Consider the following 21,471-nt stretch of genomic DNA (forward strand, 5'->3'; position numbering starts at 1 on the left):
CCTAGGAGATCCATGGCCACCCGCAAGAAGACCGAGGCACCGCCCGCCGCAGAGGCGCAGCCCTTCGCCGATCTGATGCAGCAGATGGCACACCTGCCGCAGATCTCGCCCACGACGCTGGCCGAACTGCAGTCTGACTACCTGAAGCAGGCCACGGCCCTGTGGAACTCGGCGCTGGGCCAGGGCGAGGCGCCCGCCGTCAGCGACCGGCGCTTCGCGGCGCCGGAGTGGCGCGCCCACCCCGCCGCCAGCTTCATGACGCAGCTCTACCTGCTCAATGGCCGCACGATGCAGCAGATGGCCGCGGCCATCGAGGCCGACGACAAGACCAAGGCGCGCATCCGCTTCGCCGTGCAACAGTTCGTCGACGCCGCCTCGCCCAGCAACTTCCTGGCGCTCAATCCTGAAGCACAGAAGCTGGCGCTGGACAGCCATGGTGAAACACTGGCTCGCGGGCTGCAGCACCTGTGGGGTGACGTGCAACGCGGCCATGTGTCGCAGACCGACGAGAGCGCCTTCGAGGTCGGCAAGAACGTCGCCACCACGGCCGGCAACGTCGTGTTCGAGAACGAGCTGTTCCAGCTCATCGAGTACAAGCCGCTGACCGACGCGGTCAAGGCCCGGCCGCTGCTGATGGTGCCGCCCTGCATCAACAAGTTCTACATCCTCGACCTGCAGCCGGACAACTCGCTGATCCGCTACGCCGTGGCCGAGGGCAACCGCGTCTTCGTCGTGAGCTGGCGCAACCCCGACGAGTCGGTCAAGCACCTGGGCTGGGACGACTACATCGAAACCGGCGTCATCGAGGCCATCCGCGTCGCGCAGGCCATCTCGGGCCAGGACCGGATCAACACGCTGGGCTTCTGCGTCGGCGGCACGCTGCTGGCCACGGCGCTGGCCGTGCTGGCCGCGCGCGGCGAACAGGCCGCGGCCAGCGTCACGCTGCTGACGACGCTGCTGGACTTCGCCGACAACGGCATCCTGGACATCTTTGTCGACGAGGCCTCGGTGCGGTTGCGCGAGGCCACGCTGGGCCCCGAGTCACCCAAGGGCCCGCAGTTGCTGCACGGCCAGGAGCTGGCGACGACCTTCAGCTTCCTGCGGCCCAACGACCTCGTGTGGAACTACGTCGTCGGCAACTACCTCAAGGGCGAGGCGCCGCCGCCGTTTGACCTGCTGTACTGGAACGGCGATTCCACCAACCTGCCAGGCCCGATGTACTGCTGGTACCTGCGCCACACCTACCTGCAGAACGAGCTGAAGCAGCCGGGCAAGCTGACCGTCTGCGGCGAGAAGGTGGACCTGGGCGCCATCCAGGCGCCGGTCTACATCTACGGCTCGCGCGAGGACCACATCGTGCCGTGGACCAGCGCCTACCGCAGCACGCAGCTGCTCAAGGGGCACAAGCGCTTTGTGCTGGGCGCGTCGGGCCACATCGCCGGCGTCATCAACCCGCCGCCCAAGCCGGGCAAGCCGCCCAAGCGCAGCCACTGGATTGCCGAAGGCAAGGCCGGCACGGCGCTGCCGGCCGATGCCGACACTTGGTTCAAGAGCGCCACGGAGCATGCCGGCAGCTGGTGGCCGGACTGGTCCGCCTGGCTGGCGTCGCACGCCGGCGAGGCCAGGCCCGCGCCGAAGACGCCGGGCAGCCGCAAATTCAAATCCATCGAGCCCGCGCCGGGCCGATACGTCAAGGTCAAAGCCTGAAAGGAACTGACATGAGCAAGGAAGACATCGTCATCGTCGCCGCCGCCCGCACGGCCATCGGCAAGTTCGGCGGCACGCTCGCCAAGACGCCCGCCAGCGAGCTGGGGGCCGCCGTCATCCAGGACCTGCTGCGCCGCACCGGCCTGGCCGCTGACCAGATCAACGAAGTCATCCTCGGCCAGGTACTGACGGCCGGCGTGGGCCAGAACCCGGCCCGCCAGGCGGTCATCAAGGCCGGCCTGCCGAACGTCGTGCCGGCCATGACCATCAACAAGGTCTGCGGCTCCGGCCTGAAGGCCGTCATGCTGGCTGCCCAGGCCATCCGCGACGGCGACAGCGACATCGTCATCGCCGGCGGCCAGGAGAGCATGAGCCTCAGCCCGCACGTGTTGCCGAACTCGCGCGACGGCCAGCGCATGGGCGACTGGAAGATGATCGACACGATGATCGTCGACGGCCTGTGGGACGTGTACAACCAGTACCACATGGGCATCACCGCCGAGAACGTCGCCAAGAAGTACGGCATCACGCGTGAGCAGCAGGACGCGCTGGCGCTGGGCAGCCAGCAGAAGGCCGCCGCCGCGCAGGACGCCGGCAAGTTCAAGGACGAGATCGTCCCCTTCACGATCCCGCAGAAGAAGGGTGACCCGGTCGTCTTCGCGGCCGACGAGTTCATCAACCGCAAGTCCAACGCCGAAGCGCTGGCCGGCCTGCGCCCCGCCTTCGACAAGGCCGGCAGCGTGACCGCGGGGAACGCCTCCGGCCTGAACGACGGCGCGGCCGGCGTGGTCGTCATGACCGCCGCCAAGGCCGCAGCCCTGGGCCTGACGCCGCTGGCCCGCATCGCCTCTTACGCATCCGCCGGCCTCGACCCCGCGCTGATGGGCATGGGCCCCGTGCCTGCGGCGCAGAAGGCGCTGGCGCGCGCCGGCTGGAAGGCCGCCGACCTGGACCTGCTGGAGATCAACGAGGCCTTCGCGGCCCAGGCCTGCGCCGTGCACAACGAGATGGGCTGGGACACGAGCAAGGTCAACGTCAACGGCGGCGCGATCGCTCTCGGCCACCCCATCGGCGCTAGCGGCTGCCGCGTGCTGGTCACGCTGCTGCACGAGATGGTCAAGCGCGACGCCAAGAAGGGCATCGCATCGCTGTGCATCGGCGGCGGCATGGGCGTGGCCCTGACCGTCGAGCGCTAATCATTTTTTCCACCCACCAAAGGAGACATCCATGAGCCAGAAAGTTGCCTACGTCACGGGAGGCATGGGTGGCATCGGTACCGCCATCTGCCAGAAGCTTGCCAAGGCCGGCTTCAAGGTCATCGCCGGCTGCGGCCCCAGCCGCGACTACCAGAAGTGGCTGGACGAGCAGAAGGCCCTGGGCTTCACGTTCCATGCCTCCGTCGGCAACGTGGCCGACTGGGACTCGACGGTCGAGGCCTTCCAGAAGGCCATCAACGAGCACGGCGCCATCGACGTGCTGGTCAACAACGCCGGCATCACGCGCGACCGCATGTTCCTGAAGATGACGCCCGACGACTGGAAGGCCGTCATCGACACCAACCTCAACTCCATGTTCAACGTGACCAAGCAGGTCGTGCCGGGCATGGTCGAGAAGGGCTGGGGCCGCATCATCCAGATCAGCTCTGTCAACGGCGAGAAGGGCCAGGCCGGCCAGACCAACTACTCCGCCGCCAAGGCCGGCATGCACGGCTTCACGATGGCGCTGGCGCAGGAGCTGGCGGCCAAGGGCGTGACGGTGAACACCGTCAGCCCGGGCTACATCGGTACGGACATGGTCAAGGCCATCAAGCCCGAGATCCTGGAGAAGATCGTCGCGACCATCCCGGTCAAGCGCCTGGGTACGCCGGAGGAAATCGGCTCCGTCGTGACCTGGCTGGCCGGTGAAGACAGCGGCTTCACGACCGGTGCGGACTTCTCCTGCAACGGCGGCCTGCACATGGGCTAAAGCCCGCGGCGTTATCCGCGAGGCCGGCTGTCCGACGGGGCGGCCGGCCTTTCTCGTTTTTGAGGCTGTTCAGTGAGGCCCGGACGACCCGGCCCGCGCGTGCTGCACCTGCGCGGCACGCCGGGCGAGGATGGGCAACTGGCGCAGCGTCGGCCGTGGGCCGTGCGGTGCAGCGGCCACGCCGCGCGCGGCCGGGTGTGGGCGGCGTTGCCACTGGTCCAGCGCGTCCGTGACCCGCTCCCAGGCGCGCTGGTCGTAGGCGACGGCCGAGAACAGGTTGGCACGACAGGGCGTTTGCCGCGTGGCCGACGCGACGAGGTCGCGCAGCGCCCCGGCGGCCGTCTTCACGCAGCTGCGCAGGTCGTGGAAGCCGGCGCCCACCGGGTGGAACAGCACGCCGCGCTGCAGCTCGGTGGCCTTGCGCGAGGATGAAACGACCATCCGCGTGAAGATGCGGACGCGGCCGTCGCCCAGCAGTTCGACGCAGAACTCGCGTCGCCAGCCGGTCAAGGCCTGAACCGGTGTCAGGGCGGGCAGTTGGGAGTCGATCTGGATATCCATGGGGGCGGAGTGTGTTCGCGCTACCGATGGGCTGGACGGCGCTTCTGTATCGCGATGCTTCCGGCGTGAGGGCAGCCGATGCATCAGGACACAACTGCAAGCGGGCGACGCGCAACGCTGACGTCTCGCAACGGGTGGCGTGTGTCTGGCGGGGCCCCGCGTCGGCTCGGGCCTCAAACCCATGCCCGGGCCACACGTGTGGGCTGCCGCCGGCCATCCATGGGCTCGCCGGTCAGGTCAGGAGCCAGCTCAACGCATCCGCCGGGTGGCGCCCATCATGGGTGACATCACCCGTCAGTCCAACCCGCAGGCCGACCTGATCAGCCGATCGTCTGCGGCCAGCCGCGAGGTAGACACGACGACGCGGCATAACACCATGCCTGTCGAGCAGACCGCCGCGTCGGCCTCGCTGCCGGAAGGGCGGGTTGGGCAGTTGAGCGTTCGGCGGGGAAGTTCAGGACAGCGGCAGCTTGATCTCAGCTTTGCAGCGGCCGCGGTCGGTAAGGTGGTGGTGATTGCTGGGCGGCGGCGCCCCGTGTTTAAAGGTCTGCTTCTGCGCACATTGCTGCCTTGCAGTGCACGCGGCTATCGACCGCGACCTGAGCTCGTCAAAGCTGCCGGTGCACCGTGCCTAGACCAGAGGCTTGCAGCGGTTCGGGTGCCTTGTCGAAGCGCTTCTGCGCTTCTGCGATGGCCGGCTTGTTCTTCTCTGCCCAGGCCACCAGCGCCATCACCGGCTCCAGCAGTGTCCCTCCCAGTTCGGTGAGCTCGTAGTCCACGCGAGGAGGAATGGTCGGGAATATCGTCCGAGTGACAAGGCCGTCGCGCTCGAGTCCACGCAATGTCAGCGTCAGCATGCGCTGGGAGATGCCTTCGACCTCGCGCCGCAGCTCATTGAACCGTCGTGTTCCGCTGCGCAACGTCGCAATGATGTACAGGCTCCACTTGTCGGCGATGCGATCGAGGATCTCGCGCGTCGCCTCGCACGCTGGCTCGGAGGGCTTCGGAATCTCGGAACGATCAATGTGACTCGGTGACATGCGTGTGCCTTCTTGTGGGGCCCCTGTAGGAACCATACCATCCTTCGTATCGAAGGGTAATCAAGTTCTTATTGATTGCCTGGTTCTCATTTTATCCTTTAAATAAGATCATGAGCCACATCCTGCTCGTCACCTCCAGCCCGCGGGGATCGGAGGGCCTGTCCACTCGGTACGCCAGCCAGTTGGCGAAGCGGCTTGCCGCGCAGCGCCCGGGCACCACGCTCACCGTCCGCGATCTGACGGCAGCCCCGTTGAACCACATCGGCGAGGCCTACGTGGTGGGCCGCGTCACGCCTCCGAATGCGCGAACCGCTGCGCAGGGCGAGGCTGTCCAGTTGGCCGAAAGCCTGGTCGCTGAACTGGCTGCCGCGGACACGGTCGTGATCGGCTCGGCCATGATCAACTTTGGGCCGCCATCGCCCCTGAAGGCGTGGTTCGACCACGTGGTCTGGCCCGGCGTCACCTTCCGGTACGCGAACGACTCAGTCGAAGGTCTGCTCAAGGGCAAGAAGGTCTACCTCGTCACTGCGGCCGGAGGCAACTTCTCCGAAGAGCCACTGGCCGCATGGGACTACCAATCCCGCTATCTCAAGCACCTGCTCAGGTTTCTAGGAATGACCGATATCGAGCACATCCGAGTCGAGGGCGTAGCGTACGGCCCCGAAGCGCTCCAGGCCGCAGTCGCGTCGGCGGACGAGGCCTTGAATTCCCTTCTGAAGCACGCCGCCTGACCCTGAGCCTTCCAGCGCCATGCGCTTGATCGATCAGTCTGTCTCGTCCCGCAGCGCCAACGGGCGGTCGAGTTGCCGGTCGGTCCGCCACGTGCGCGTGGCACACATATCACGTCACCTTGACTACTCCATGCCCGAACTGAAGACGAACGCGCCTCCCGGCATACGCGCTGAACGCGCCTGCCCTTTCACCGCGCATGCCGACAGCGTGGAGGTAGGGCGATGAGGATTGCCCTGTTTGGAGCCACCGGATACACCGGCCCGTTCGTGATCGAGGAAGCGCTGCGACAGGGGCACAGCCTATCGGTCTACACGCGCGACGCCAGAAAGCTTCAGGCTTTCAACGGGCAGATCGAGATTGTTGTGGGCACCCTGCAAGACAAGGGGGCGATCGCCAAGTGCTTGCACGGCAGCGACGCCGTCATCAGCGCGCTGGGCCCCAACAGTCTCAAGGTGCAGGGCGACAGGCCCGTGATGCACGGCATGGCCAACATCATCGAGGCCATGAAGCAGTCGAATGTCCGCCGCCTGATACAGATCTCCACTTCGGCCTATCGAGACCCAAAAGACGGTTTCGCCTTCAACGTGCGCGCCTTCGCACTGCTGTTCAAGGTCATTGCCCGCAAGGGCGTCAAGGACATCAGGGCGACCGCCGAACTGATCGCGAGGTCGGACCTCGATTGGACGCTGGTGCGAATTCCGAAACTCAAGAATGGCCACGCGGCAGGCGCGGTCGACACGGGTTGGTACGGCAAGACCAGACTCGGCATGAAGTTGTCGCGAGGCAACCTGGCCAAGTTTTTGATCGAGCAGGTCGATGACGTCAGATTCATTCGAGAAGCCCCGGGCGTCGCAGACCACTGAGAAGCAAAGGCGATCATGCTTCACATCGACCTCTACGCCGAAATCACGTGCCCGTGGTGCTTCGTCGGCCTCCATCGGCTCGACAAGGTTTTGCAGGAGCACTTCGACGATCTACCCGTGGACATCCGGCACCGTCCGGTCGTGTTGCTTCCCGACGCACCTGCCACGGGGCTCTACATACCCGACCTGCTTCGTGCCCGCTATGGCGTGACCGATCCGAAGGCGTCGTTTGCGCGCCCCGAGGCCGAGGCGCGCGCCTCCGGCTTCGGTCTCGATCTCAGCCGACAACTGTGGACGTATCCGACCCAGCCGGCTCACGCGCTCATCCTTGCCGCGGGTGAACGCGGCACCCAGCATCAACTCGCGATCGCCATCACCGACGCCTATTTCCTCGATGCGCGCAACATCAGTGACGGCGACGTCCTCGCGGACCTCGCCGTCAACCATGGATTCGATCGCCAGGAAGCCCGTGACTTGGCGTTGGGTCCCGCGATGCGCCAACAAGTCGCAGAGGAAGTCACCAGATCCACAGTTGCGGGCATCCGATCGGTTCCTCACTTTGATTTCGGTTCTAGAGTGGCCATCAGCGGCGGCCGCAGCGAAGTTGAGATGGCGTCGGCCATTCGCGAAGCGACGCGTCGACGCGGCTAGCTTTGCATCCCAACACTTCGGCAACGCGATCGCGAGCTGTCGTTGCCAAAAGGGGTGGACACTCCTTTTGCGCCGGAGCCGTCCTGTGCCGTTCACTGTTGCGAGCGACCGAGGTGGGGCTATCAGTCTCCCGGCAGGACTGCCGTGAGCGACAGCCGCTGGCCTGAAGGCGTCGCTTTCGTCCATGGGATGGAAGCTACGTCCCCGCCCACAGCGCCGGCTTGTTCACCATCAGGAAGAACACCGCCAGCATCGCCGCGAAGGCGGGGTAGCCCAGCCATTCCCAGGCACGTTGCCAACGCCGGTATTGCGCTGACAGCGGCCGGCCCGCGGCCAGCGCGGCCTCGACCTCGCGAGCCATCTTCAGCTGCAGCCACAGCACCGGCAGCCAGCAGGCGCCGGCCAGCGCGTAGAGCAGCACCGAGGCCAGCAACCAAGGTGCGGTCAGCGGCCAGCAGGCGGTGTGGGCGAGCCAGAGGCCCGTTGCCGGCTGCACGATGACGGCCGGTGTCGTGAACCACAGGTCGGCGCGCACGACCAGCCGCGCGACGACGGCGCGGGCTTCCAGGCTGGCGCTGCGGTTGGCGAAGAACAGGTAGAAGGCCGAACCGAAGCCGGTGCCGGCCAGCAGCACGCTGGACACGATGTGCAGCCATTTGACGAGCAGGTAGCTGTTCATGTCCTGCCCTCCTCGCGGGCCAGAAGTGCCAGCAGCGCCAGCACGGGCAGGTTCTTCAGCAGCGGGCCGAGCGGGTCCAGCCACAGCGCGGGCACGAGGGCGGTGGCGGCGAGCGTCATGCCGACGACGCCGGCGGCGGCGAGGCGACAGGTGAGGGCACCGGGGCGCAGCAGCAGGAGCAGGCCGACGGCGGCATCCCAGGCGCTGCCCAGCAGCACGAGCGCCAGCGCCGCCTGTGTGCTCATGCCGGTCGCGTTCCGCAGCAGCGCGACGCCGGCCGCGCCGCCGTCGTGCAGGCTGGCGGCCACGGTGCCCCACCACAGCAGCACGAGGGAGGCGCGGGCAGCGTCGGGCGTCTTCATGCCCAGGCCCCTTCCATCGCGTCGCGCAGCGGCCGGCCCAGCGGCGATACGGTCTGCGGTTCGGCGCTGTCGTGGGCCAGCAGTTCCAGCGCGGTGCTGCACCAGGGGCCCAGCGGCACGAGGTCGCCCAGCCGCGCCGACATGAGTGTCAGCGCGCGCGGCAGTTCGATGTGAAGGGCGGGCTTCAGGCCGCGCGCAGCGCGGCGGCGGGCGATCCATTCGGCCACCGGCGCCGCCTCGGGGCCGACGGCCGTCCACGAGGCGGGTGGCTGTGGCGACGCCAGCGCCGCGACGATGCCGGCGGCCAGGTCCTCCACGCGGATGGGCTGCACGCGGCAACGCGCCACCTCGGCCGGCAGCGGCAGCCAGGGCAGGCGGGCGAGCAGGTCCAGCATGCGGCTGCTGACGCCACCTGTGCCGACGACCAGGCTGGGCCGCACGATGCAGGCGCGGCCGGCCAGCGCGATCTCACCGGCGTGCTTGCTGCGTGCGTAGGCGCTGACGCCACCGCACAGTGCCGACACGTGGACGAAGCGCCGCATGCCGGCGGCCTCGCAGGCATCGGCCAGTGCGACCGGGGCGCGGTGATGCAGCAGGTCCAGCAGGTCGGTCAGTCCGTCGGCGTGGTCGCGCAGGCAGCCGGCGGCGTAGACGACGCCCTGCACGCCTGCCAGCAGCGGCTGCCAGGCCTCGGGCCGCTCCCAGTCCGTGACCGGGCGCAGTCGGGCATTTGCGGCCTCATGCCCGGCTGCGGCCAGCGCGTCGCAGACATGCCGTCCGATGAAGCCACCGGCGCCGATGACGAGGATCTTCATGGCTCAGACCCACCTGTCCGAAGGCGCGGCGGCCGTTGCGGCGGCGTGGGCCCGGGGCGCTGTCACCGCAGGCGTTGCCAGTCGCTGCTGCACGGGCGCCCAGACGCGGCGCGTGATGATGGCGATGCTGACGAAGCAGCCCGCTGCCGTCAGCCACAGCGCGCGGTGCACGGCGGCCAGCAGGCTGCTGGAGAACTCGCCGAAGGTCAGTGCCAGCACCAGCGTGCCGGCGATGGCCAGCACGTAGGCGCTGCGCACCCAGAAGTGCGCGCCGACCTTGCCCGGCAAGGGCTCCACGCACAGCGAATCCAGCACCACCAGCAGGATGGGCTTCAGGTAGCCGATGGCGACGATGGGGCCGAGGACGGCGATGAACAGGGTGACGGTGAAGTTCAGCTCGGACATGGGGCTCTCCTTGGGTTGAATTCAGCGGACACGGCAGGCGCCGTCGGCGGGGCAGGCGCGTTCCTGGACGCGGAAGAGCGTGCGGATCAGCGTGTGCGGCATGCGGTAGCGGTTGCGTACGAGCCAGGGGTAGGCCTGGGCGGCCAGCCGCGCGAACCAGGGCTTGGCCAGCCAGCGCGCGATGGCGTGGAAGCCGGTGGCGGCGTAGATGACCTCGAAGGCCGGGACGCCGATGAGCCAGCCGCCGTCGCGGCGGCGCACGTGCATCAGCTGCAGCATCGCGTCCCGGCTGACGCCCAGCGGTGCGGCGTCGAAGCCGGGCGTGGCGATGTCGACGAACTCCAGCAGGCCGGCCACGTTGCGTTGCATCAGCAGTTCCATCTCACCGCGGCACAGCGGGCAGGCGCCGTCGTAGTAGACCGTGTGGGTGGGTTGTTTTGCATTCATGGCGGTTATTTCTGTTGAAAGTGAAATTTAGGGACAAAAAAAGGGGCGGCGCGACGCCCCCCGGTGGTTACCCCATCGGCGGCATGGGCGGGGTGACGGGAAAGACGCTGGCCGTGGCGTTGGCGGCATCGGCCGGGCGCACGAAGCGCTGGACCTGGGCGCCCAGGCGCAGGATCTTCTCCAGCGTGGCCGGGGAGAGGCGCAGCATCTCGTCGCTCCAGCTGCCCAGGGTCTGCATGAAGTCCAGCGTGTTGCGCAGCCGGTCCTGCATCGCGGGCGATTCCTTCTCCAGCGCCGGGTCGCCGGCCAGATCCCTCAGCAGCGCGACGGTGGGGTCGAACTCGCGCTCCTTGCGCTCGCGCACGATGGTGCGGAACAGCTCCCACACGTCGCCCGAGGTCTCGTAGTAGTCGCGCCGGTCGCCCAGCACATGGGTCACGCGGATGAGCCGCCAGTTCAGCAGCTCCTTCAGGCTGTTGCTGACGTTGGAGCGCGCGAGCGCCAACGTGTCGGCAATGTCCTCGGCGTGCAGCGGCTGGCCGTGCACGTAGAGCAGCGCGTGGATCTGCGCGACGCTGCGGTTGACGCCCCAGTTGGAGCCCATCTCGCCCCAGTGGACGATGAAGCGGCGGCTGATGTCAGTGAGTTCCATGGCTCGCAGCGTACGCCGTCTGAAATTTCTGTCAACAGAGAAATTTGCAGTCGACAGTTGGCTTCGCGGGTCGAGAGCCGGGCCGTCCCCAAGCCGGCCCGTCATGGCGATGCGCTGACGGGTCAACGCCGCAAGCATCGCCGTCCCTCGGGGGAGGCGTATCAGGTATTCCTTGGACGAGGGCGCTAGCATTCAGCCCGCCTTTTTTCTAGCCTGGGGAGCCGGCATGGCAATGGATGTGGTGGATTTCGAAATCAAGGGTGCCGAGATGCAGTTCGTCGAGATCGAGCTCGATCCCGGCGAGGCGGCCATCGGCGAGGCGGGGTCGATGTTCTTCATGGACTCGGCCATCAGCATGGACGCCGTCTTCGGCGACGGCTCGGCCAACCAGGGAGGCTTCTTCGGCAAGCTGCTGGGCGCCGGCAAGCGGCTGCTGACGGGCGAGTCGCTGTTCACGACGATCTACACGAACCAGGGCACCGGCAAGCAGCGCGTGGCATTCGCCGCGCCCTATCCGGGCAAGATCATCCCGATGGACCTGCGCCAGTTGGGCGGCACGCTGATCTGCCAGAAGGACGCCTTCCTGTGCGCGGCGCGCGGCGTCTCCCTGGGCATCGCCTTCCAGCAGAAGCTGTCGACCGGTTTCTTCGGTGGCGAGGGTTTCATCATGGAGCGGCTGGACGGCGACGGCCTGGCCTTCGTGCATGCCGGCGGCACCATCGTGCGCCGCAGCCTGCAGCCCGGGCAGACGCTGCTGGTGGACACCGGCTGCGTGGTGGCCTACACGCCCAGCGTGAACTTCGAGATCCAGTACGTCGGCAAGATCAAGACGGCGCTGTTCGGCGGCGAGGGTCTGTTCCTGGCCAAGCTGACCGGCCCTGGCGAGGTGTGGCTGCAGAGCCTGCCGTTCTCGCGCCTGGCCTCGCGCATCTTCGCGGCGGCGCCGCAGAACGGTGGCCACAAGGAGGAGGGCTCGGTGCTGGGCGGCTTCGGCGCTGGCGGCTTGCTGGGCGGCATCCTCGGTGGCGACGACGAGTAAGCCTCGTTGCCACGTTTGACCTGGGTCAGGGACTGGACAGACCCCCCGGGTAAACTGGGTGTTGTGCAGGGCGGCGAAGTGCCGCCCTTTCCTTTTTCAGTTGGAGACCCGGATGTTGCGCAGTTGGTCGGTGGCCTTGGGATTGGTGGTGGCTCTCGGAGCCCAGGCCCAGCAGGCGCGTCCGCCGGTCTTCGTGCTGAACTCCCTGGATGCTGACATCTCCGTCGTCGACCCCGCCAGCTTCAAGGTCGTCAAGCGCATCCCGACGGGCAAGGAGCCTCATCACCTCTACCTGTCGCCCGACGAGAAGAGCCTGATCGTCGCCAATGCGCTCGGTGATTCGCTGACCTTCCTGAACCCGCGCACGGCGGAAGTGCAGCGCGTGGTGCGCGGCGTCTCCGACCCCTACCACCTGCGCTTCTCGCCCGACATGAAGTGGTTCGTAACGGCGTCCAACCGGCTCGACTACGTCAGCCTCTACCGCTGGCAGGGCAGCGAGGCCCAGGAGCCGCTGCAACTCGTCAAGCGCATCCCCGCGCCCAAGACGCCCAGCCACCTGAATATCGACAGCAAGAGCACGGTGGTCTATGCCAGCCTGCAGGACAGCAGCGAGCTGCTCGCCATCGACCTGGCGACGCAGACCGTGCGCTGGAAGCAGCCGGTCGGCAAGCTGCCGGCCGACATCTTCCTGACGCCGGACGACAAGTTCCTGCTGGTCGCGCTGACGGGCGACAAGTTCGTCGAGGTCTGGGACGTGTCGGGCAAGCTGCCCCAGCTCGTCAAGCGCCTCCCGACCGGGGACGGTACGCACTCCTTCCGTGGCTGGGGTGACAAGCGCCATGTCCTCGTCAGCAACCGCGCCGGCAACACCATCAGCAAGATCGACTACAGCAACCTCACGGTCGTTGACCAGTTCCCCGGCCCCTCGGGCCCGGACGACATGGAAGTGCTGGGCGACGGCAAGACCCTGCTCGTGACGTCGCGCTGGGCCGGCAAGCTCACCGAGATCGACACGACGACGCACAAGGTCGTGCGCCAGGTGAAAGTCGGCAAGTCGCCCCACGGTCTGTGGACGCTGGATCACCAGCCGCGCCAATAGACATGGTGCCCCTCGTCCAAGGAGTACCTTGGCCGGTCCCCCGCGGGGACGGCGATGCTTGCGGCGTTGAGCCGCAAGCTCATCGCCATGGCGGGCCGGCTTGGGAGCGGCCCGGCGCTCGGCCCGGTAAAAGAAAACAAACATGAAAGCTTGGCTCCTGGCGCTTGCGGTCGGCACGGCCGCGGCGCAGCCGGCTTGCGACAAGCCGGTCTACCTCACGTTCGACACCGGCCACATGGGCGTGGCGCCGCTGATCGCCGAGACGCTTCAGCGCCACAACGCGAAGGCGACGTTCTTCCTCGCCAACGAGCCCACGAAGACCGGCGGCACGACGCTGGACGACAGCTGGGCGCCCTGGTGGCGCGAGCGCGTCGCCGAGGGCCATGACTTCGGCGCCCACACCTGGGACCACGACGTGTTCCTGGAGGACCTGCCCGATGCCGACGGCAAGGTCACGCGCTTCCGGTTCCGCACGCAGGCGGGCATCAACCCGCCGGTTGTGCGGGAGCTGACGGCGGAGCAGTACTGCGAGAGCTTGAAGAAGGTCGCCACGCGCTTCACGGCGATGACGGGCAAGGCCCTGGCGCCCATCTTCCGCGCGCCGGCAGGCCGCACGTCCGCGGCGCTGCTGAACGCGGCCAAGGCCTGCGGCTTCACGCACGTGGGCTGGAGCCGTGCCGGCTTCCTCGGCGACGAGCTGCCCAGCCAGACCCACCCCAACGCGCAGTTGCTGGAGAAGGCGCTGCGCGACATCAAGCCCGGCGACATCCTCATCGCCCACCTGGGCATCTGGGAGCGGCAGGACCCCTGGGCGCCTGCGGTGCTGGAGCCGCTGATGACGGGGCTGGAGCAGCGCGGCATGTGCTTCGCGCCGCTGCGCGATCATCCGAGGTACGCGCCCCTCTTCAAGAAGCCGTGATCGACTGGATCTCCAACCTCTTCGACAGCCTGCAACTGGCGCTGTACGAGAACGTCGTGCAGCCGGTCGTCTTCGGCCTGGGCTTCGGCAACCTGCTGGAAGATGCCTTCGATGCGACGGGCTGGCTGCTGTGGGGCTTCATCCAGGTCGCCGTGCTGCTGCTGGGCATCCGCCTGCTCGAGAAGCGCTGGCCCGTCGAGCCGGTGGCCGACCGTGCGGCCGTGCGCACCGACGTCATCTACACGCTGATCCACCGCCTGGGCCTGGTGCGGCTGGTGATGTTCTTCACCATCGAGCCGGCCTGGGATGCCATCGCCGGCCAGTTGCGCCTGGCGGGCCTGCCGACCTGGCAACTGGACGCCATGTGGCCCGGCGTGACGGACATCGCCTGGATCAGCCTGCTGCTTTACCTCGTCGTCTTCGACTTCGTCGGCTACTGGCTGCACCGCGCCCAGCATCAATTCAACTGGTGGTGGGCCCTGCACAGCCTGCACCACAGCCAACGCCAGATGACGATGTGGAGCGACAACCGCAACCACCTGCTGGACGACGTCATCATCGCCACGGCGTTCGCGCTGCTGGCCCGCCTCATCGGCGTGGAGCCCGGCCAGTTCGTCGCCATCACCGTCATCACGCAGTTGCTGGAGAGCCTGCAGCACGCCAACCTGCGGCTGAGCTTCGGTGCGGTCGGCGAGCGGCTGCTGATCAGCCCGCGCTTCCACCGGCTGCACCACAGCATCGGCATCGGCCACGAGACCAACGGCCGCGGCACGCTGGGCGGCCACAACTTCGGCGTGCTGCTGCCGGTGTGGGACATGCTGTTCCGAACCAGCAGCTTCGCGAACCGCTTCGACGCCACCGGCGTGCGCGACCAGCTGCCCGACGAGGGCGGGCGCGACTACGGCCGCGGCTTCTGGCGCCAGCAATGGCTGGGGCTGAGGCGGCTCGTCGGGCGCTGACACGGGGCCGGTCGCCGGCGGGTACCTTCAGTCACGGCGCTGCCGGCCGGGGATACTCGCTCCCCGATGAACAGCTTGATCGATTCCTTCTGGCGCGCCGTCGCCTACTGCCTGCACCCGCGCGTCATCGGCCTGTCGCTGCTGCCCCTGGTTGTCTCGGGCGTTCTGGTGTTCGGCTTCATGTTCTTCTTCTGGGAAGGCGCCATCGCGGCCGTGCGCTCGACGCTGGAGAGCTGGATGCTCGTCGAGAGCCTGCTGCACTGGCTGGACTCGTTCGGCCTGCAGTCCTTCCGCAGCGCGCTGGCGGCCATCGTCGTGCTGGCCGGTGTGCTGCCGGTCGTCATCCTGCTGAGCCTGTTGATGGTCGCGCTGTGCATGACGCCGGCCATCGTGCGGCTGGTGGCCGAGCGGCGCTTCCCGCTGCTGGAGAAGAAGCGTGGTGGCACGCTGGCGCAGAGCATCGCCGCGTCGCTGGGCGCCACGTTGCTGGCACTCGTGCTCATCGTGCTGTCGATGCCGCTGTGGCTGATCCCGCCGCTGGTGATGGTGCTGCCGCCGCTGATCTGGGGCTGGCTGACCTACCGCGTGTTCGGCTTCGACGTGTTAGCCGAGCACGCCTCGGCCGACGAGCGCCGCGGCATCCTGAAGGAGCACCGCATCCCCATGCTGACCATGGGCGTCATCTGCGGCTACCTGGGGGCCGTGCCCTCGCTGATCTGGGCCATCTCGGGCGTGACGGGCATCATCTTCGCGCCCTTCGTCGTGCTGGTCGCGATCTGGCTCTACACGCTGGTGTTCGCCTTCTCCACCGCCTGGTTCACGCACTACGCGCTCGCGGCCCTGCAGGCGCGGCGGGCCGGCGAGCCGGTCGTCATCTCCGAAGTTCTCCCCGAGGCCTGAAGTCATGCAAGTCGGTCTGATCATCATTGGCGACGAAATCCTGTCCGGCAAGCGCAAGGACTCGCACCTCGCGAAGTTCATCGAGCTGCTGACCGAGCGCGGCATGCAGCTGAGCTGGGCGCAGTACCTGGGCGACGACCGGGAGCAGCTGACCGCCAGACTGCGCGAGGCCTTCGCCAGCGGCGACCTCGTCGTCAGCTGCGGCGGCATCGGCGCGACGCCGGACGACCACACCCGCCAGGCTGCCGCCGCCGCGCTTGGCCAGCCGCTGGCGCTGCATCCCGAGGCCCGAGAGCTGATCTGGCAACGCATCCAGCAGATGGCGGCCGAGCAGGGGCAGACGGTCACGCAGGATCACCCGGATTCGGTGCGCCGCTTCGAGATGGGCGTGTTCCCCGAGGGCGCAGGCATCGTTCCCAACCCCTTCAACAAGATTCCGGGTTTCTTCGTCGGCAACGCCCACTTCGTGCCGGGCTTCCCCGTCATGGCCCATCCGATGATGGCCTGGGTGCTGGATCGCTACCCGCAGCTGCATCGGAAGGTCGGTGTCATCGAGCGCTCGCTGATCGTCCAGGGTGCCATGGAAGCCAGCCTCACGCCTCTGATGGAGCGCGTCGAGAGCCAGTTCGCCGGCATCAAGGTTTTCAGCCTGCCGAGCGTCGATCACCCGCAGTGGGGGCGCTGTATCGAGCTGGGTGTGAAGGGTGACGCCGAACGGCTCGAAGCCGCCTATTCCGCACTAAAACAGGGCGTGATCCAGTTTGGTGCATCAATCAGCACGGAGCTGGTGCGTTAGAACCCTGGCGGTAACCACCCCCGCAACGATAATGTTTCGAGCAGCCAAGCTGCAACCCATGTCGGTGCATGCTGGCATGCAAACTGCTTTGCTTTCCCCCGTGGCTGAAGCGCGTGTGCGCTCTCAGCGGCAACCACCCCCCTCGATCCCGTAGGAGCAATTGATGGCCAAGACCGTCGCCGATGTGATGAACCTGGTGAAGGAGAACGAAGTCAAGTTCGTCGACTTCCGCTTCACCGATACCCGTGGCAAGGAACAGCACGTCACCGTGCCGGTGTCCCATTTCGATGAAGACAAGTTCACGTCGGGCCACGCCTTCGACGGTTCCTCGATCGCCGGCTGGAAGGGCATCGAAGCGTCGGACATGCTGCTCATGCCCGATCCCAACACGGCCAACGTCGACCCCTTCTTCGAAGAGCCGACGCTGATCCTGACCTGCGACGTCATCGACCCGACCGATGGCAAGGCCTATGAGCGCGACCCGCGCTCGCTGGCCAAGCGCGCCGAGGCCTACCTGAAGTCGTCCGGCCTGGGCGACACCGCCTACTTCGGCCCGGAACCCGAATTCTTCGTGTTCGACAGCGTCCGCTGGGGCAACGAAATGTCCGGCTCGTTCTTCAAGATCGAATCGGAAGAAGGCGCCTGGAACTCCTCCAAGGAATACGAGCACGGCAACAGCGGCTACCGTCCCACCGTCAAGGGCGGCTACTTCCCCGTGCCCCCGGTCGACAGCGGCCAGGACATGCGCTCGGAGATGTGCCTGATCCTTGAACAGATGGGCATCCCCGTCGAAGTTCACCACCACGAAGTGGCGAACGCCGGCCAGATGGAAATCGGCACGAAGTTCAGCTCGCTGGTCGAGCGCGCCGACTGGACGCAGCTGCAGAAGTACATCGTCCAGAACGTCGCCCACGCCTACGGCAAGACCGCGACCTTCATGCCCAAGCCCCTGGTGGGCGACAACGGCTCCGGCATGCACGTTCACCAGTCCGTCTGGAAGGACGGCAAGAACCTGTTCGCCGGTGATGGCTACGCCGGCCTGAGCGACTTCGCGCTGTACTACATCGGCGGCATCATCAAGCACGCCCGCGCGCTGAACGCCATCACCAACCCCGGCACCAACAGCTACAAGCGTCTGGTCCCCGGCTTCGAAGCCCCGGTCAAGCTGGCCTACTCGGCCAAGAACCGCTCGGCCTCGATCCGCATTCCGTACGTCGCGAACCCCAAGGGCCGCCGCGTCGAAGCGCGCTTCCCGGACCCCTCCGCCAACCCCTACCTGGCCTTCGCAGCGCTGCTGATGGCCGGTCTGGACGGCGTGGAAAACAAGATCCATCCGGGCGAAGCCGCCACGAAGGACCTGTACCACCTGCCGCCGGAAGAAGACGCGAAGATCCCGACCGTCTGCCACAGCCTCGACCAGGCCCTGGACTACCTGGACAAGGACCGCGCGTTCCTGACCAAGGGTGGCGTGTTCACCGATGCCTACATCGACGCCTACATCGACCTGAAGATGCAGGAAGTGACCCGCTTCCGCATGGCCACGCACCCGGTCGAGTTCGACATGTACTACGCGCTGTGATGGCCCAAGGCAGCAAGCTTGCTGCCGCCCGCCAGGGCCGCAGCTTCAACGCTGCCTTGTTCATCCCCAGCAAAGGGGGCCGCAGCTGCGGCCCCTTTTTCATGGTCACTGCACCTGCTGCTCCTGGTCCACAATGCCGCCATGCTGAACCGACTGCTGGCCCCGTTGTTCGCCACCGCGCTTGTCGTTGCCAGCCTGGGCGCGCAAGCCCAGGGCACGGTCTACCGCTGCCCCGGCCCGCCGGTGCTGTACACCGATGCGCTGTCCGCCAAGGAGGCCAGCGACAAGGGCTGCCGCACGATCGAGGGCACGCCCATCACCGTCGTGCAGACCGCCAGGCCACGCCCCGCCGCGCCGGCCGCGGAAGGAGCGCGCGGTGCTGAGAGCCGTGTCGACGCCGGCCAGCAGCGCGTGCGCGACGACGAACGCCGCCGCGTGCTGCAGAACGAGCTGCGCCAGGCCGAGGACCGCCTCGCCAGTGCGCAGAAGGAATTCAACAACGGCCAGGGCGAACGCCGCGGCGACGAGCGCAACTACCAGCGCTACCTCGACCGCATGGCCGAGCTCAAGGACAACATCGCCCGCTACGAGGCCGATGTGCAAGCGCTCAAGCGCGAGATCGCCAAACTTCCCTCCTAGGGCGCCTGGCGCCATGGGAGTTCCCAAGCGCCATGACTGATACCCCCTTGCTGCCGGCCGAGTTTGCCGGCCTGGACCTGCTGGCGACGATGGTCGTCGTCGTCAGCGCCGACGGCGAATGCCTGTTCGCCAACGCGGCCTTCGAGAACACCATGCGGCTGTCGCGCCGCGCCGTGCAGAAGGCCCAGCTGCCCGACTGGTTCGATGACGGCCAGCGCCTCATCGACACGCTGGCCGGCGTGGCCGCCAACCAGTACTCCAGCAGCCGCTTCGACGCCGTGCTGCGCCGTGGTGCCTGGGCCCACGAGGACGGCCTGCCGGTCCACGTCATCGTGTCGCAACTGGACGCGGCCGACGACGGAACGCCGCGCGTGCTGGTCGAGCTGATCGAGATCGCCCAACTGACCCGCCAGGACCGCGACGAACGCAATCTCGACCAGGTGCAGGCCACCAAGGAACTCACGCGCAACCTGGCGCACGAGATCAAGAACCCGCTGGGCGGCATCCGCGGCGCGGCACAACTGCTGGCGCTGGAACTGCAGGACGACAACCCCGAGCTGACCGAGTACACGCAGGTCATCGTCCACGAGGTCGACCGGCTGCAGAGCCTCGTCGACCGGCTGCTCGCGCCGCACCGCAAGGCGCAGGTCGTCGGCGACGTCAACATCCACGAGATCTGCGAGCGCGTGCGGGCACTGGTGCTCATCGAGCATCCGAAGGGCCTCGTCATCCAGCGCGACTACGACACCTCGCTGCCCGACTTCCGCGGCGACCGTGAGCAGCTGATCCAGATGGTGTTGAACATCGTGCAGAACGCCGCTCAGGTGCTGGGTTCGCGCATCGCCGCCGGTGACGCGCAGATCGCGCTGCGCACTCGCGTCGCCCGCCAGGTCACGATCGGCAAGCAGCGCTGGCGCTTGGCACTGGAATTGCATATCGAGGACAACGGTCCCGGCGTCCCCGCCGAGATCCGGGATCGCATCTTCTTCCCCCTGGTCTCAGGACGAGAAGGCGGCTCGGGCCTCGGACTCACGCTTGCACAGACGATCGCCCAGCAACACCAAGGCATGATCGACTGCGAAAGCGAGCCGGGCCTGACGAACTTTCGAATCACGCTGCCGTTGCCCTAACCCACAAGGTGTGGGGTGCGGCTGAGGAACCTCATGAAATCCATCTGGGTTGTAGACGACGACCACTCGATCCGCTTCGTGCTCGAGAAGGCCCTGGCCCGCGAAGGGCTGCCGGTGCGCAGCTTCAGCAATGCGCGCGACATGCTCGCCGCGCTGGAAGACGACTCGCCGCAGGTGCTCGTCTCCGACATCCGCATGCCGGGCGGCTCGGGGCTGGAGCTGCTGGCCAAGGTGAAGGCGCGCCTGCCGGCGCTGCCCGTCATCATCATGACGGCCTACTCCGACCTCGACAGCGCCGTGTCCGCCTTCCAGGGCGGCGCGTTCGAGTACCTGCCCAAGCCTTTCGACCTGCCGCGCGCCGTTGAGCTGATCCGCCGCGCGCAGGAAGAAAGCCAGCGCGAGGCCGGCGCCCAGGAGGCAGCTGCCGAAGTGCCCGAGATGCTGGGCCAGGCGCCGGCGATGCAGGACGTGTTCCGCGCCATCGGCCGGTTATCGCAGAGCAACGTGACGGTCATGATCACGGGCGAGAGCGGCTCGGGCAAGGAACTCGTCGCCCGCGCGCTGCACAAGCACAGCCCGCGTGGCGAAGGCCCGTTCGTCGCCATCAACACCGCGGCCATCCCCAAGGACCTGCTGGAGAGCGAACTCTTCGGCCACGAGCGCGGCGCCTTCACCGGCGCACAGGCCTCGCGGCGCGGCCGCTTCGAGCAGGCCGACGGCGGCACGCTCTTCCTCGACGAAATCGGCGACATGCCGTTCGAGTTGCAGACCCGCCTGCTGCGCGTGCTGTCCGACGGGCAGTTCTACCGCGTCGGCGGCCACAGCCCGATGCGCAGCAACGTGCGCGTCATCGCCGCCACCCACCAGAACCTGGAAGAGCGCGTGCGCCAGGGCGTGTTCCGCGAGGACTTGTTCCACCGCCTCAACGTCATCCGCCTGCGCCTGCCGCCGCTGCGCGAGCGCAAGGAAGACGTGCCCGCACTGGCCCGCCACTTCCTGCAGCGCAGCGCGACGGAGCTGGGCGTCGAACCCAAGCGCCTGAGCGACGCCGCGCTGGCCGTGCTGAGCAACTTCGAGTTCCCCGGCAACGTGCGCCAGCTGGAGAACATCTGCCACTGGCTCAGCGTCATGGCGCCCAGCCAGGTCGTCGAGCCCAAGGACCTGCCGGACGAACTGCAGCCCGGCTACGTGCCGGCGCCCTCGGTGTCAGCGCTGGCGAGCACGCCCACGACGCTGCAGCCCAGCGCCGCCGCGCCGCTGCCCGCCGCCGCGCCCGCCAGCACCAGCAGCGGCGAAGGCTGGCTGGCCGACATGGCCGCCGACGCCCGCGCCCGCCTGGCCGCCGGCGAGACGGACGTGTGGGACGCGCTGACCAAGCGCTTCGAGGCCCAGCTCATCCTGACCGCGCTGGACATCACCCGCGGCCGCCGCATCGAAGCCGCGCAGAAGCTCGGCATCGGGCGGAACACGATCACGCGGAAGATTCAGGAACTCGGGCTGGACGTCTGACGTCCAAGCCGGGCCGCACGTCG

Annotated in this window: 24 protein-coding genes; 16 read left to right on the plus strand and 8 right to left on the minus strand. The window is 67.5% G+C overall.

Annotated features, from left to right (window positions below; translation table 11 throughout):
• Positions 1–75 precede the first annotated feature (75 nt).
• Genes phaC through phbB form a run of 3 tightly spaced genes read left to right on the plus strand, consistent with a single transcriptional unit; the run spans position 76 to position 3,672 of the window.
• Positions 76–1,707, plus strand: a complete 1,632-nt coding sequence (gene phaC, locus ACG04R_RS10185; protein WP_394409615.1) for a class I poly(R)-hydroxyalkanoic acid synthase — start codon at positions 76–78, stop codon at positions 1,705–1,707.
• Positions 1,708–1,718: 11 nt separating this feature from the next.
• Entirely contained in the window at positions 1,719–2,903 is a 1,185-nt protein-coding gene (locus ACG04R_RS10190; RefSeq protein ID WP_394409096.1) for an acetyl-CoA C-acetyltransferase, read from the plus strand.
• Between the two features lie 31 nt (positions 2,904–2,934).
• Positions 2,935–3,672: an acetoacetyl-CoA reductase gene (gene phbB / locus ACG04R_RS10195; protein WP_394409099.1), complete on the plus strand. Its 738-nt coding sequence runs from the start codon at positions 2,935–2,937 to the stop codon at positions 3,670–3,672.
• A gap of 69 nt (positions 3,673–3,741) precedes the next feature.
• Here phbB and ACG04R_RS10200 read toward each other — a convergent pair whose 3' ends face one another.
• Together ACG04R_RS10200 and ACG04R_RS10205 are read right to left on the minus strand one after the other, a co-directional pair.
• The gene (locus ACG04R_RS10200) at positions 3,742–4,233 is read right to left on the minus strand and encodes a hypothetical protein (protein ID WP_394409102.1); all 492 of its coding nucleotides are present in this window, start codon (positions 4,231–4,233) and stop codon (positions 3,742–3,744) included.
• A gap of 608 nt (positions 4,234–4,841) precedes the next feature.
• Entirely contained in the window at positions 4,842–5,273 is a 432-nt protein-coding gene (locus ACG04R_RS10205; RefSeq protein ID WP_394409105.1) for a winged helix-turn-helix transcriptional regulator, read from the minus strand.
• Positions 5,274–5,383: 110 nt separating this feature from the next.
• Here ACG04R_RS10205 and ACG04R_RS10210 point away from each other — a divergent pair, with 110 nt between their 5' ends.
• The 3 genes from ACG04R_RS10210 to ACG04R_RS10220 all read left to right on the plus strand — a co-directional run bounded on the left by ACG04R_RS10210 (position 5,384) and on the right by ACG04R_RS10220 (position 7,519).
• Positions 5,384–6,004: an FMN-dependent NADH-azoreductase gene (locus tag ACG04R_RS10210; RefSeq protein WP_394409107.1), complete on the plus strand. Its 621-nt coding sequence runs from the start codon at positions 5,384–5,386 to the stop codon at positions 6,002–6,004.
• 222 nt (positions 6,005–6,226) lie between these two features.
• The gene (locus tag ACG04R_RS10215; protein WP_394409109.1) at positions 6,227–6,868 is read left to right on the plus strand and encodes an NAD(P)-dependent oxidoreductase; all 642 of its coding nucleotides are present in this window, start codon (positions 6,227–6,229) and stop codon (positions 6,866–6,868) included.
• 15 nt (positions 6,869–6,883) lie between these two features.
• Complete coding sequence (locus tag ACG04R_RS10220; protein ID WP_394409112.1) at positions 6,884–7,519, plus strand: DsbA family oxidoreductase; 636 nt, start codon at positions 6,884–6,886, stop codon at positions 7,517–7,519.
• 196 nt (positions 7,520–7,715) lie between these two features.
• On the opposite strand, the gene ACG04R_RS10225 is transcribed toward ACG04R_RS10220, so the two are convergent.
• The 6 genes from ACG04R_RS10225 to ACG04R_RS10250 all read right to left on the minus strand — a co-directional run bounded on the left by ACG04R_RS10225 (position 7,716) and on the right by ACG04R_RS10250 (position 10,879).
• On the minus strand, positions 7,716–8,198 hold the full coding sequence (locus ACG04R_RS10225) for a DUF2269 family protein (RefSeq protein WP_394409115.1): 483 nt from the start codon (positions 8,196–8,198) through the stop codon (positions 7,716–7,718).
• Entirely contained in the window at positions 8,195–8,560 is a 366-nt protein-coding gene (locus ACG04R_RS10230; protein ID WP_394409118.1) for a DoxX-like family protein, read from the minus strand. The genes ACG04R_RS10225 and ACG04R_RS10230 overlap by 4 nt, the downstream gene beginning before the upstream one ends.
• On the minus strand, positions 8,557–9,375 hold the full coding sequence (locus ACG04R_RS10235) for an NAD-dependent epimerase/dehydratase family protein (protein ID WP_394409121.1): 819 nt from the start codon (positions 9,373–9,375) through the stop codon (positions 8,557–8,559). The genes ACG04R_RS10230 and ACG04R_RS10235 overlap by 4 nt, the downstream gene beginning before the upstream one ends.
• A 3-nt stretch (positions 9,376–9,378) precedes the next feature.
• Complete coding sequence (locus ACG04R_RS10240) at positions 9,379–9,780, minus strand: hypothetical protein (RefSeq protein WP_394409124.1); 402 nt, start codon at positions 9,778–9,780, stop codon at positions 9,379–9,381.
• 21 nt (positions 9,781–9,801) lie between these two features.
• A complete protein-coding gene (locus ACG04R_RS10245; RefSeq protein ID WP_394409127.1) occupies positions 9,802–10,227 on the minus strand; it encodes a thiol-disulfide oxidoreductase DCC family protein in 426 nt (141 codons plus the stop codon).
• Positions 10,228–10,294: 67 nt separating this feature from the next.
• Positions 10,295–10,879: a GbsR/MarR family transcriptional regulator gene (locus tag ACG04R_RS10250; protein WP_394409130.1), complete on the minus strand. Its 585-nt coding sequence runs from the start codon at positions 10,877–10,879 to the stop codon at positions 10,295–10,297.
• A 226-nt stretch (positions 10,880–11,105) separates the two neighbouring features.
• Here ACG04R_RS10250 and ACG04R_RS10255 point away from each other — a divergent pair, with 226 nt between their 5' ends.
• From ACG04R_RS10255 to ntrC, 10 genes are all read left to right on the plus strand, one after another.
• Positions 11,106–11,918, plus strand: a complete 813-nt coding sequence (locus ACG04R_RS10255; protein ID WP_394409133.1) for a TIGR00266 family protein — start codon at positions 11,106–11,108, stop codon at positions 11,916–11,918.
• Positions 11,919–12,030: 112 nt separating this feature from the next.
• A complete protein-coding gene (locus ACG04R_RS10260) occupies positions 12,031–13,017 on the plus strand; it encodes a YncE family protein (RefSeq protein ID WP_394409136.1) in 987 nt (328 codons plus the stop codon).
• Positions 13,018–13,159: 142 nt separating this feature from the next.
• Complete coding sequence (locus ACG04R_RS10265; protein ID WP_394409139.1) at positions 13,160–13,936, plus strand: polysaccharide deacetylase family protein; 777 nt, start codon at positions 13,160–13,162, stop codon at positions 13,934–13,936.
• A complete protein-coding gene (locus tag ACG04R_RS10270; RefSeq protein ID WP_394409618.1) occupies positions 13,936–14,895 on the plus strand; it encodes a sterol desaturase family protein in 960 nt (319 codons plus the stop codon). The genes ACG04R_RS10265 and ACG04R_RS10270 overlap by 1 nt, the downstream gene beginning before the upstream one ends.
• A gap of 66 nt (positions 14,896–14,961) precedes the next feature.
• Positions 14,962–15,795 (plus strand): EI24 domain-containing protein, encoded by an 834-nt coding sequence (locus ACG04R_RS10275; protein ID WP_394409142.1) that lies wholly within the window; start codon positions 14,962–14,964, stop codon positions 15,793–15,795.
• Between the two features lie 4 nt (positions 15,796–15,799).
• Positions 15,800–16,591 (plus strand): competence/damage-inducible protein A, encoded by a 792-nt coding sequence (locus ACG04R_RS10280; protein ID WP_394409145.1) that lies wholly within the window; start codon positions 15,800–15,802, stop codon positions 16,589–16,591.
• A gap of 163 nt (positions 16,592–16,754) precedes the next feature.
• Complete coding sequence (gene glnA / locus ACG04R_RS10285) at positions 16,755–18,170, plus strand: type I glutamate--ammonia ligase (protein ID WP_394409148.1); 1,416 nt, start codon at positions 16,755–16,757, stop codon at positions 18,168–18,170.
• A gap of 141 nt (positions 18,171–18,311) precedes the next feature.
• Positions 18,312–18,809 (plus strand): hypothetical protein, encoded by a 498-nt coding sequence (locus ACG04R_RS10290; RefSeq protein ID WP_394409151.1) that lies wholly within the window; start codon positions 18,312–18,314, stop codon positions 18,807–18,809.
• A gap of 32 nt (positions 18,810–18,841) precedes the next feature.
• On the plus strand, positions 18,842–19,939 hold the full coding sequence (glnL, locus tag ACG04R_RS10295; protein WP_394409154.1) for a nitrogen regulation protein NR(II): 1,098 nt from the start codon (positions 18,842–18,844) through the stop codon (positions 19,937–19,939).
• A 33-nt stretch (positions 19,940–19,972) separates the two neighbouring features.
• Positions 19,973–21,448 (plus strand): nitrogen regulation protein NR(I), encoded by a 1,476-nt coding sequence (ntrC, locus tag ACG04R_RS10300; protein ID WP_394409156.1) that lies wholly within the window; start codon positions 19,973–19,975, stop codon positions 21,446–21,448.
• Positions 21,449–21,471 lie beyond the last annotated feature (23 nt).

The sequence above is a fragment of the Pelomonas candidula genome, assembly GCF_043555985.1.
Lineage (GTDB): Bacteria > Pseudomonadota > Gammaproteobacteria > Burkholderiales > Burkholderiaceae_C > Pelomonas > Pelomonas candidula.

What these genes read in the sequence shown, in the direction of transcription:
- phaC (WP_394409615.1), top strand. Translation starts at nt 76, where the DNA reads ATGCAGCAGATGGCACACCTGCCGCAGATCTCGCCCACGACGCTGGCC.
- ACG04R_RS10190 (WP_394409096.1), top strand. Translation starts at nt 1,719, where the DNA reads ATGAGCAAGGAAGACATCGTCATCGTCGCCGCCGCCCGCACGGCCATC.
- phbB (WP_394409099.1), top strand. Translation starts at nt 2,935, where the DNA reads ATGAGCCAGAAAGTTGCCTACGTCACGGGAGGCATGGGTGGCATCGGT.
- ACG04R_RS10200 (WP_394409102.1), bottom strand. Translation starts at nt 4,233, where the DNA reads ATGGATATCCAGATCGACTCCCAACTGCCCGCCCTGACACCGGTTCAG.
- ACG04R_RS10205 (WP_394409105.1), bottom strand. Translation starts at nt 5,273, where the DNA reads ATGTCACCGAGTCACATTGATCGTTCCGAGATTCCGAAGCCCTCCGAG.
- ACG04R_RS10210 (WP_394409107.1), top strand. Translation starts at nt 5,384, where the DNA reads ATGAGCCACATCCTGCTCGTCACCTCCAGCCCGCGGGGATCGGAGGGC.
- ACG04R_RS10215 (WP_394409109.1), top strand. Translation starts at nt 6,227, where the DNA reads ATGAGGATTGCCCTGTTTGGAGCCACCGGATACACCGGCCCGTTCGTG.
- ACG04R_RS10220 (WP_394409112.1), top strand. Translation starts at nt 6,884, where the DNA reads ATGCTTCACATCGACCTCTACGCCGAAATCACGTGCCCGTGGTGCTTC.
- ACG04R_RS10225 (WP_394409115.1), bottom strand. Translation starts at nt 8,198, where the DNA reads ATGAACAGCTACCTGCTCGTCAAATGGCTGCACATCGTGTCCAGCGTG.
- ACG04R_RS10230 (WP_394409118.1), bottom strand. Translation starts at nt 8,560, where the DNA reads ATGAAGACGCCCGACGCTGCCCGCGCCTCCCTCGTGCTGCTGTGGTGG.
- ACG04R_RS10235 (WP_394409121.1), bottom strand. Translation starts at nt 9,375, where the DNA reads ATGAAGATCCTCGTCATCGGCGCCGGTGGCTTCATCGGACGGCATGTC.
- ACG04R_RS10240 (WP_394409124.1), bottom strand. Translation starts at nt 9,780, where the DNA reads ATGTCCGAGCTGAACTTCACCGTCACCCTGTTCATCGCCGTCCTCGGC.
- ACG04R_RS10245 (WP_394409127.1), bottom strand. Translation starts at nt 10,227, where the DNA reads ATGAATGCAAAACAACCCACCCACACGGTCTACTACGACGGCGCCTGC.
- ACG04R_RS10250 (WP_394409130.1), bottom strand. Translation starts at nt 10,879, where the DNA reads ATGGAACTCACTGACATCAGCCGCCGCTTCATCGTCCACTGGGGCGAG.
- ACG04R_RS10255 (WP_394409133.1), top strand. Translation starts at nt 11,106, where the DNA reads ATGGCAATGGATGTGGTGGATTTCGAAATCAAGGGTGCCGAGATGCAG.
- ACG04R_RS10260 (WP_394409136.1), top strand. Translation starts at nt 12,031, where the DNA reads ATGTTGCGCAGTTGGTCGGTGGCCTTGGGATTGGTGGTGGCTCTCGGA.
- ACG04R_RS10265 (WP_394409139.1), top strand. Translation starts at nt 13,160, where the DNA reads ATGAAAGCTTGGCTCCTGGCGCTTGCGGTCGGCACGGCCGCGGCGCAG.
- ACG04R_RS10275 (WP_394409142.1), top strand. Translation starts at nt 14,962, where the DNA reads ATGAACAGCTTGATCGATTCCTTCTGGCGCGCCGTCGCCTACTGCCTG.
- ACG04R_RS10280 (WP_394409145.1), top strand. Translation starts at nt 15,800, where the DNA reads ATGCAAGTCGGTCTGATCATCATTGGCGACGAAATCCTGTCCGGCAAG.
- glnA (WP_394409148.1), top strand. Translation starts at nt 16,755, where the DNA reads ATGGCCAAGACCGTCGCCGATGTGATGAACCTGGTGAAGGAGAACGAA.
- ACG04R_RS10290 (WP_394409151.1), top strand. Translation starts at nt 18,312, where the DNA reads ATGCTGAACCGACTGCTGGCCCCGTTGTTCGCCACCGCGCTTGTCGTT.
- glnL (WP_394409154.1), top strand. Translation starts at nt 18,842, where the DNA reads ATGACTGATACCCCCTTGCTGCCGGCCGAGTTTGCCGGCCTGGACCTG.
- ntrC (WP_394409156.1), top strand. Translation starts at nt 19,973, where the DNA reads ATGAAATCCATCTGGGTTGTAGACGACGACCACTCGATCCGCTTCGTG.